Genomic DNA, 10,173 nt, shown 5'->3' on the forward strand with positions numbered 1-10,173 from the left:
CCGGTGATCATGTTCTTGATGTAGTCGGCGTGACCCGGGGCGTCGACGTGCGCGTAGTGGCGCTTCGGCGTCTCGTACTCGACGTGCGAGATGTTGATCGTGATGCCGCGCTGGCGCTCCTCCGGAGCAGAGTCGATCGACGCGAAGTCACGCGGGACGTTCACGTTCGACGGGTGCTTGTCGGCAAGCACCTTGGAAATCGCAGCGGTGAGCGTGGTCTTGCCGTGGTCGACGTGACCGATCGTTCCGATGTTCACGTGCGGCTTGGTCCGCTCGAACTTGGCCTTAGCCACTGGGTCCTCCTCAGGACGGTCGTGTAGTAGTTCCGGGCGCTTTGGACGACCGGCTTTTCTACGGGGTTGGTCTCAGGTTACTAGAGAGGGGGTTGTTGAGTTTGGACGGATGCTGAGGGCTCGCGTTTCGTCTCGCTTCGGCTCGCGAGGCGACCGGTGGGTGCTTACTCGCCCTTGTTCTTCTGGATGATCTCGTCCGCCACGTTCCGAGGAACCTCGGCGTACGAGTCGAACTCCATCGAGTACACGGCCCGGCCCGAGGTCTTCGAGCGCAGGTCGCCAATGTAGCCGAACATCTCGGAGAGCGGCACGAGCGCGCGCACCACCTTGACGCCGGCGGCATCCTCCATCGACTGGATCTGCCCGCGACGCGAGTTCAGGTCGCCGATGACGTCGCCCATGTACTCCTCGGGCGTGCGCACCTCGACGGCCATCACCGGCTCGAGCAGCACGGGATTCGCCTTGCGGGCGGCCTCCTTGAAGCCCATGGATCCGGCGATCTTGAACGCCATCTCGGACGAGTCGACGTCGTGCGCCTGGCCGTCCATCAGCGTCGCCTTCACGCCCACCATCGGGTAGCCGGCGAGGATGCCGACGTTCATGGCGTCCTGGAATCCCGCGTCCACCGACGGGATGTACTCGCGCGGAACGCGGCCACCGGTGACCTTGTTCTCGAACTCGTACGTCTTGTCGGCCGTGACCTCCAGCGGCTCGATCGCGAACTGGATCTTCGCGAACTGGCCGGAGCCACCCGTCTGCTTCTTGTGCGTGTAGTCGTGGCGCTCGACGGCCTTGCGGATCGTCTCGCGGTACGCCACCTGCGGCTTGCCGACGTTCGCCTCGACCTTGAACTCGCGCTTCATGCGGTCCACGAGGATGTCGAGGTGCAGCTCGCCCATGCCCTTGATCACGGTCTGGCCGGTCTCGGCGTTCTGCTCCACGCGGAACGTCGGGTCCTCTTCTGCCAGCTTCTGGATCGCCAGGCCCAGCTTCTCCTGGTCGGCCTTCGTCTTCGGCTCGATCGCGACCTCGATGACCGGCTCGGGGAAGGTCATCGACTCGAGGACCACCTGGTTGGCGGCGTCCGACAGGGTGTCGCCGGTCGTCGTGTCCTTGAGGCCGATGACGGCGTAGATGTGCCCCGCGGTGACCGAGTCGACCGGGTTCTCCTTGTTGGCGTGCATCTGGAAGATCTTCCCGATGCGCTCCTTCTTGCCCTTGGTCGCGTTGACGACCTGCGAGCCGGAGTCGAGCTTGCCCGAGTACACCCGGATGTAGGTGAGCCGGCCGAAGAACGGGTGCGACACGACCTTGAACGCGAGCGCCGTGAACGGCTCGGCCGCGTCGGCGTGCCGCTCGATGATCCGCTCTTCGTCCTTCGGGTCGTGCGCCTCGATGGCGGGCACGTCCAGCGGCGACGGGAGGTAGTCCACAACCGCGTCGAGCATCGGCTGCACGCCGCGGTTCTTGAACGCCGAGCCGCACAGCACGGGGTACAGCTCGCCGGTCACGGTGAGCTTGCGGATCGCGCCCTTGATCTCGGCGACCGTGAGCTCCTCGCCGCCGAAGTACTTCTCCAGCAGCGTCTCGTCTGACTCGGCGACCGCCTCGAGCAGCTGCTCGCGGTACTCGGCGGCCTTGTCGGCGAGATCGGCGGGGATCTCCTGCACCTCGTACTTGGCGCCCATCGTCACATCGCCCTTGGCGTCGCCGGGCCACACGAGCGCGCGCATCTCGACCAGGTCGACGACGCCGACGAACTCGCTCTCCGAGCCGATCGGCAGCTGCAGCACGAGCGGTTTGGCCTTCAGGCGGCTCACGATCGTGTCGACCGTGAAGTAGAAGTCGGCGCCGAGCTTGTCCATCTTGTTGACGAAGCAGATGCGCGGCACGTCGTACTTGTCGGCCTGGCGCCACACCGTCTCGGACTGGGGCTCGACGCCCTCCTTGCCGTCGAACACCGCGACCGCGCCGTCGAGGACGCGCAGCGACCGCTCCACCTCGACGGTGAAGTCGACGTGGCCGGGGGTGTCGATGATGTTGACCTGGTGGTTGTCCCAAAAGCACGTCACCGCAGCCGACGTGATCGTGATGCCGCGCTCCTGCTCCTGCTCCATCCAGTCGGTGGTCGCGGCGCCGTCGTGCGTCTCCCCGATCTTGTGGTTGACGCCCGTGTAGAAGAGGATGCGCTCGGTCGTCGTCGTCTTTCCGGCATCGATGTGCGCCATGATGCCGATGTTGCGGACCTTCTTGAGGTCGGTGAGCACTTCTTGTGCCACGGGGTGTTTTCCTCTCGGGATTCCGATCGGATGCCGCGAGGCATCCCATCGAGGTCAGGGGTGGATGCGGGGCCGGCCCTTCGACGGGCTCACGGCCCCCGCATCGCGAAAGCTGTTACCAGCGGTAGTGCGCGAAGGCGCGGTTCGACTCGGCCATCTTGTGGGTGTCTTCGCGGCGCTTGACCGCGGCGCCCAGGCCGTTCGAGGCGTCCAGGATCTCGTTCTGCAGGCGCTCGGTCATCGTCTTCTCACGACGGCCCTTCGCGTAGCTGACGAGCCAGCGCAGGGCCAGCGTGTTGGCACGGTGCGGCTTGACCTCGACCGGCACCTGGTAGGTCGACCCGCCGACGCGGCGGGACTTGACCTCGAGGGTGGGTCGGACGTTGTCGAGCGCCTTCTTCAGCGTGGCGACGGCGTCCTGGCCGTTCTTGGCCTCGACGCCCTGCAGGGCGCCGTACACGATCGACTCGGCGAGCGACTTCTTGCCGTCGACGAGGATCTTGTTGACGAGCTGGCTGACGATCGGAGCGCCGTACACCGGGTCGTTGACGACGGGGCGCTTCGGGGCGGGTCCCTTGCGAGGCATGTTCCTTAACCCTTCTTCGCGCCGTAGCGGCTACGCGCCTGCTTGCGGTTCTTGACGGCCTGGGTGTCCAGCGCGCCGCGGACGATCTTGTAGCGGACGCCGGGGAGGTCTTTCACGCGGCCGCCGCGGACGAGCACAAGCGAGTGCTCCTGCAGGTTGTGGCCCTCGCCGGGGATGTACGCGGTGACCTCGGTGCCGTTGCGGAGCTTGACACGGGCGACCTTGCGCATCGCCGAGTTCGGCTTCTTCGGCGTGGTCGTGTAGACGCGGGTGCAGACACCCGCCTGCTGCGGGTTCGCCTTGAGCGCGGGAGCCTTGGTCTTGGCGACCTTCGGCGACCGGCCCTTGCGCACCAGCTGCTGAATCGTTGGCACGAATGTTCTCCTTGGTTGTGCTGCACGGTGACAGCTTCGTGTTCTCTCCCTGGCCCCAGCGGGCCCGGGTTCACGTCGATCCGCCGGGCACATCGAATCGACGTGCGTTGGTTGGTGGATATGCCGTGGGGGTGGCCTGTTCGCAGGCCGGTCCCTGAGATGCGGCGCTCGCGCCCGCGTCGCGCGAACGACCCAGGGCGCGCGTGAGCGCACACCCGGTCTAGTCTAGCGCGCTTCTGGTCGCGTCCGCCAATTCTCCGGTTCGGGCCCCGTGATGCCCAGTTCCGCGTCGCCGAGCAGGAACCTCCCGGTCAGCGGCGCCGGCACGCGGGGAGTGACATCCGTCTCGACTCCGTCTTCGCCCACGAGCACGACGCCGTTCGTCGAGTCGAGGTCGACGATGGTCCACGCGTCGCCATCGCGCTCGAGGCGCGCGTGCGTCTTCGACATCGTGCGGGTCTCGTCGGCGATCGACACCAGTTGCGCGTGCGGGCGGTCGTGGTCGATGCCCGGGCGGCGCCCGACGATGACGACGTTGCTCGTGATGAGGATGGGCGCTCCGCTGGGCGGCACGAGCGACCACGCCGGCCGGCGGCGCGCGGCGCGGACGGTCTCATCGAGCTCGTCCGGCAGCGACGCGGCCTGCTGAGCGGACACGGAATCCCGCGCGGAGCGCGGCGCTGCGGCGACCGGCGCGTCGGCCACGGCAGACACGTCCGCCGACGTGTCGAAGTGCGCTTCGGGATCGAACGAAGGCGAGAAACGAGTGGGGCGGGATGCCACGGGCGGGCCGTCCTGAGGCGCCCACGGGTCCGGCGGCAGGGGCGGCGCGCTCTGCACCGGCGGCGTCGGCGAGGTCTGCGTGAAGGGGGCGGGCGAGCGGCCGAGCAGCACACCGCCGTCGTCGAACGGCCCGTCGGCCGCGTCGATGACCGCGGCCGCCGGCGGCGCCGGCGGGCGGGGCGGAATGACGCCGGGCGGGCGCTCGCTCGGGGGCGGCGGCATCCGCGTGTCAAGGGATGGCGCCGCGGCGGCGCCGAGCCATCGAGCACTCCCCCAGCCCACGACGCTGGACCACACCGGGAACAGCAGCGCCGCGAGCACCGTCATCCCGACGCCGAGCCCGAAGGCGCTGTTGATCCGCCGGTACGCCACCACGAGCACCACGGTCAGCGCGATCGCCCCGAGCACCGGGACCAGCACGAGCAGCACGAGCCATCCCGACATCCCGCCGAGCTGGAGCAGCACGGCGGTGTTGTAGAACGGCACCCACGCTTTCCAGCCCTGCTCGCCGGCCTTCGCGAACACGGCGGAAAGACTCAGCCCGACCCACACGTAGATGGCGATCGTCGCCAGGCCCGGCAGCAGGGCAAGCAGGAGACCGGAGTCATTCATGGGACTGCGCGTCGCGCGGGCGGCGACGCATCCTCCTCTCACTGCGTCACAGAGCGACGCGACCTCGGCCGGACTGGGGGGACAAAGACCGGGTGAACGACTTCAACGATACGGCCGCAGCGAGCCTGCGCCACAGAGAATTCTCGTCGCGCGGCGCGGCGGCGCGGCGCGACGCGTCAGAACACTGTGCCCGAGGGGGGCGGCTCGGTGGGATCGAACGGCGAGTCCAGCGCCTCCGACAGCTCGCGCAGCAGCGCCTCGACCTGCGGCTCCACGTACTCGGCGAGCGCCCCCTGGATGCGGAGGCGATGGTGCAGCAGGATCGCGCACACCTCGCGGCCGACCATGTTGGCGTAGTCGTCGGCGAGGCCGACCTCCTGCCGCAGCGCCGCCTTCGCCTCTTCGCTGAGCGGGGGCAGCGCGGGAACGCCGGCGTCGGCGTCGTCGGCCATACCCGACAGCGTGAACAGGAACGGCTGCCCCGGAACGGGGTCGGGGTCCAGCGGCAGGCCCTCGAACTCGGGCTCCAGACCCTCGGCCGGCCGATAGCTGCGGGCGCGATTGCGGGCCGCCTGCTGGTCGAGCTCGGCCTGCAGCATCGGCAGGTTGCGCGACGTGTACTCGGCGACGGCGTGATCAACGATCGTCTTGACGCGCGTGGACAGCCCGTGCTGCACGCCGTGGGGCACGTCGGCGCCGAGCCCCGCCGCCGACAGCACGGGCGAGCCGAGGCACCTCCGGCACGGGGCGACCCGCCCGCGGTGCGTGGCGGGCTCCCAGCGCGGCAGCCACCTCAGCCACGCGTCCACGGCCTGGCTGACCTGCGTCTCGAGCGAACGCTCCACGGAGTCCACCGTACTGCCGCCGCGCGCGATTACCGCGCAGCCACAACCTCCCCGCCGGCATCCCCGCGTGCGAAGGTGGCGCTTCGCGCCGCATCCATGCCTCCGACCCGCCCACTCGCGCCACCTTCAGCCCCCGCGCTCTCGCCCAATTGCCGCGATCTGCGGGTGCGCGGCGCGGAACGCGGCAAGTGAGCGCGAGTCAGGGCTCCTCGTCGTCGCGCTCCCACGGCCAGTGCGGGCGCTCGGCGCGCGTGCGGCGCAGCGCCACCGCCGCCCACGCGCACACGAACGCCGCCGCGGCGACGATGGGCGCCCACCATCCGATCGCCAGGCGCCCGACGACGCTGGTCGCCGCGGCGGGGTCCACGCCCATGACGAGCGCGCACACCCACACTCCCGCGAGGTAGCCGAGGTAGGCGGCGGCCGCCGACCACAGCGACGCGACGAAGGAGGGATGCGGCGCCTGCAGCGCCGGCAGCACCACCGCGGTGAGCGCTCCCGCCGCGGCCACAACGCCGATCACGCCGGGCAGCGCGCCGAACCCGGGAGTCTCGATGACGTCGGACGAGGTGAGCAGGCTCGCCATCCCGAGCCCGAACACGACAAGCGCGACGAACGCGACCAGGGCGAGCCCCCACGCGACGAAGGGGCGGATGCCTCCGCCCCCGTCGCCACGCGATGCGACCGTGATGCCTCCGGGTCAGCCCTGCGCCGACGGCACGATCGGCGGACCGGCCTCGAGCGTGCGCTCGTACTCGCGCTGCGCCTCGTAGTTCAGCTCGGAGACGCGCTTGCCGCGCGCGGCGACCCACGCGCCGAACCAGATAGTGATCTCGCGCCCGATCACAAACGCGGCGATCGCGAGCGGCGCCAGGAGCTGGTCGTGCACGACCTTCTCGCTCTCCGCCGTCGTGATCGACCAGAACGGCGCCTCGAAGAGCTGCCCGAGGATGTGGCCGCCGTACGCGGCGACGCCGACGAGCAGGCCAAGCACCACCCAGACGCCCCAGCGGCCGCGGTTGATGATCGCCCCGAGCAGCCAGAACGCGACGAAGTACACCGCGACCGGAACCCACAGCGCGAACGATGTGAGCTCCGCGATGGCCCGCTGGCCGAGGTCGGTGGCCGAGCCGTCGGCGAGGCCGAGGCCGACCGACACCGCGAGGTAGAGCGCGCCGAAGATGAGCGCGGCGAGCAGACCAATGGCGCCGGCCGCGGCGCGGTTTCCGCGAGGGCGCGGCGGCTCGGGCGCCTGCACGAAAATGGGCTGCGGCGAGTGGGATGCCGCGGGCGCGGCGATCGGCGAAACGGCGGCCGGGACGATCTCGGTGGGCTGCTCAGGAGCCGCCGCGGGGGGCGGAAGGATCGCGGTGGGCGCCGGGTCGTCGTCCAGCGGCACGTCGTCGCGCTCGTACCACGGCCGCTCGGCGGGCTCGGGCTCCGGCGCCGCGTCGGCCACGGCCTCGGGCTCGCCGACCGCGTCGCGGCCGGCCGCCTCGGCGTCGGCGAGGCCCTCGTTCGCCTGGCCCACGACATCGTCGAGTGTCGGCGGCTCCGTCTCGTCGACGGTGTGCTCGGGTGCATGCGGGTCGCTCATGGGACGCGCTCCTCAAACCTGGGGGACACACGGGCTTGTGCCCGCACCGGCGAGGCTACCCGCGGCATCCCTTCGCGGCGCGCAGGCATGCCGTCAACGCGCAACCTCCCCGGCAACGCGAGAGCCCCCGGCACGGGGCCGGGGGCTCTCGGGTCTGCTCGACTCAGTTATACGTGCCGGGCGTGAAGTCGTCCGTCGAGAAGCTGTCGAAGTCGACGTAGCTCAGGTCGGCCTCGCTGTAGGCGCCGTCGGAGGCGAAGATGCGGTTGGGGTACCGCTCGCTCTTGGCCTCCTCCGTCGCCTCGACCGAGACGTTGCGGTACTTCGAAAGGCCCGTGCCGGCGGGGATGAGCTTTCCGATGATGACGTTCTCCTTCAGGCCCACGAGCGGATCGCTCTTGCCCTCCATCGCGGCCTGCGTCAGCACGCGGGTCGTCTCCTGGAACGACGCCGCCGACAGCCACGACTCGGTCGCCAGCGACGCCTTGGTGATGCCCATCAGCTCCGGGCGGCCCGACGCCGGGCGCTTGCCCTCGGCGACGGCCTCGCGGTTGATCTGCTGGTAGCGCTTGAAGTCCACGAGCTCGCCGGGCAGCAGCGACGTGTCGCCGTGGTCGACGACCGTCACCTTGCGCAGCATCTGGCGCACGATGACCTCGATGTGCTTGTCGTGGATCGGCACGCCCTGCGACCGGTACACGCCCTGCACGCCGTTGACGAGGTACTTCTGCACCTCGCGAGCGCCCTGGACGCGCATGACCTCCTTCGGGTCGAGCGTGCCCACCTGCAGCGGCTGGCCGACCGACACGTGCTGGCCGTCCTCGACGAGCAGCGTCGCGCGGCGCAGCACCGGGTACGAGTGCGGCTCGTCGCCGTTGTCGGGGGTGAGGATCACCTTGCGCGACTTGTCGGTCTCCTCGATCGTGATGCGGCCGTCGGCCTCCGCGATCGGCGACGCGCCCTTGGGGGTGCGCGCCTCGAAGAGCTCCTGCACGCGGGGCAGACCCTGCGTGATGTCCTCCGCCGAGGCCGACCCGCCGGTGTGGAACGTGCGCATCGTCAGCTGCGTGCCGGGCTCGCCGATCGACTGGGCCGCGATGATGCCCACGGCCTCGCCGATGTCGACCATCTTGCCGGTCGCGAGAGACCGGCCGTAGCACTTCGCGCACACCCCGACCGCCGAGTCGCACGTGAGCACCGAGCGCACCTTGATGGACTCGATGCCGGCCTCGACAAGCTTGTTGATGAGCACGTCGCCGACATCGTCGCCCGCCTCGGCGAGCACCTCGCCCGAGGCGCTCACGGCGTCGGCGGCGAGCGTGCGGGCGAACACCGAGTTCTCGACGTTGGGGTCCTTCACGAGCGCGCCGTCGGCGCCGGGCGTGGCAATCGGCAGCTCGAGGCCCTTGGTCGTGCCGCAGTCGTCCTCGCGGATGATGACGTCCTGCGACACGTCGACGAGGCGTCGCGTCAGGTATCCCGAGTCCGCGGTGCGCAGCGCCGTGTCGGCGAGGCCCTTGCGGGCGCCGTGCGTGGCGATGAAGTACTCGGCCACACTCAGCCCCTCACGGTACGAGGAGATGATCGGGCGCGGGATGATCTCGCCCTTCGGGTTGTTCACCAGGCCCCGCATGCCCGCGATGTTGCGGATCTGCAGCCAGTTGCCTCGAGCGCCCGAGCTCACCATGCGGTTGATGGTGTTGTCCTCCGGGAAGTTCGCCCGCATCGCGGCCTGGACCTCGTCGGTGGCCTCGGTCCAGATCTGGATGAGCTCCGCTCGACGCTCGGCGTCGGTCGTCAGGCCCTTCTCGAACTGGCTCTGCGCCTTCGCGGCCTGCTTCTCGTGCTTGGCAACGATCTCCGCCTTGTCCGGCGGGGTGAGGATGTCGCTGAGCGCCACCGTGACACCCGACCGGGTGGCCCAGTAGAAGCCGGCGTCCTTGATGCGGTCCAGCGTCGCGGCGACCTCGACCTTGGGATACTCCTCTGCGAGCTTGTTGACGATCTGCGACAGCTTGCCCTTGTCGGCCTGCTCGCGCACGAAGGGGTAGCCCTTCGGCAGCGTGTCGTTGAAGATCGCCTGGCCCAGCGACGCGTCGACCAATCCATGGCGGTCGTAGCCCTCAGGCGCTTCGCCCTCGAGGAACGACAGGCCCGGGATGCGGATGCGCACCTTGGCCTGCAGGTCCAGCGTGCCCTCGTCCTTGGCGAGGATCGCCTCGGCGACCGAGCCGAACACGCGGCCTTCGCCGATCGCGCCCTCGCTGATGGTCGTGAGGTGGTGGAGGCCGATGATCATGTCCTGCGAGGGCAGCGTCACCGGGCGGCCGTCCGAGGGCTTGAGGATGTTGTTCGAGGCGAGCATGAGGATGCGGGCCTCGGCCTGCGCCTCGACCGACAGCGGCAGGTGCACGGCCATCTGGTCGCCGTCGAAGTCGGCGTTGAACGCCGCGCACACGAGCGGGTGCAGCTGGATGGCCTTGCCCTCCACGAGCTGCGGCTCGAACGCCTGGATGCCGAGGCGGTGCAGCGTGGGCGCGCGGTTGAGGAGCACGGGGCGCTCGCGGATGATCTCCTCGAGCACGTCCCACACCTCGGGGCGCGTGCGCTCCACGGCGCGCTTGGCGGCCTTGATGTTCTGCGAGTGGCCGAGGTCGATGAGGCGCTTGATCACGAACGGCTTGAACAGCTCGAGCGCCATCTGCTTGGGCAGGCCGCACTGGTGCAGCTTCAGCTGCGGGCCGACGACGATGACCGAGCGGCCCGAGTAGTCGACGCGCTTGCCGAGCAGGTTCTGGCGGAAC

Annotated in this window: 9 protein-coding genes; all 9 read right to left on the bottom strand. The window is 69.7% G+C overall.

What is annotated here, in order from left to right; genetic code table 11:
• A partial coding sequence (locus tag QM611_RS11970) for a GTP-binding protein (protein ID WP_415080146.1) occupies window positions 1-293 on the bottom strand: 293 nt, incomplete at its 3' end.
• Window positions 294-457: 164 nt separating this feature from the next.
• Window positions 458-2,572, bottom strand: coding sequence for an elongation factor G (gene fusA / locus QM611_RS11975; protein ID WP_415080147.1), 2,115 nt, complete (start codon window positions 2,570-2,572; stop codon window positions 458-460).
• A 115-nt stretch (window positions 2,573-2,687) separates the two neighbouring features.
• Window positions 2,688-3,158 carry a 30S ribosomal protein S7 gene (gene rpsG, locus QM611_RS11980; RefSeq protein WP_415080148.1) on the bottom strand — a complete coding sequence of 157 codons (471 nt, stop codon included), beginning with the start codon at window positions 3,156-3,158 and terminating at the stop codon, window positions 2,688-2,690.
• A 5-nt stretch (window positions 3,159-3,163) separates the two neighbouring features.
• Entirely contained in the window at window positions 3,164-3,532 is a 369-nt protein-coding gene (gene rpsL / locus QM611_RS11985) for a 30S ribosomal protein S12 (RefSeq protein ID WP_071044913.1), read from the bottom strand.
• Between the two features lie 225 nt (window positions 3,533-3,757).
• On the bottom strand, window positions 3,758-4,927 hold the full coding sequence (locus tag QM611_RS11990) for a DUF5684 domain-containing protein (RefSeq protein ID WP_415080149.1): 1,170 nt from the start codon (window positions 4,925-4,927) through the stop codon (window positions 3,758-3,760).
• A gap of 176 nt (window positions 4,928-5,103) precedes the next feature.
• A complete protein-coding gene (locus QM611_RS11995; protein ID WP_415080150.1) occupies window positions 5,104-5,772 on the bottom strand; it encodes a spermidine/putrescine ABC transporter substrate-binding protein in 669 nt (222 codons plus the stop codon).
• Window positions 5,773-5,971: 199 nt separating this feature from the next.
• Window positions 5,972-6,358 (bottom strand): hypothetical protein, encoded by a 387-nt coding sequence (locus tag QM611_RS12000; RefSeq protein WP_415080151.1) that lies wholly within the window; start codon window positions 6,356-6,358, stop codon window positions 5,972-5,974.
• A 114-nt stretch (window positions 6,359-6,472) separates the two neighbouring features.
• Window positions 6,473-7,369, bottom strand: a complete 897-nt coding sequence (locus tag QM611_RS12005; protein WP_415080152.1) for an ABC transporter — start codon at window positions 7,367-7,369, stop codon at window positions 6,473-6,475.
• A gap of 163 nt (window positions 7,370-7,532) precedes the next feature.
• Window positions 7,533-10,173 (bottom strand): DNA-directed RNA polymerase subunit beta' (gene rpoC, locus QM611_RS12010; protein WP_415080153.1); only part of this gene is annotated, 2,641 nt, incomplete at its 5' end.

The organism is Microbacterium sp. (assembly GCF_047606685.1).
Lineage (GTDB): Bacteria > Actinomycetota > Actinomycetes > Actinomycetales > Microbacteriaceae > Microbacterium.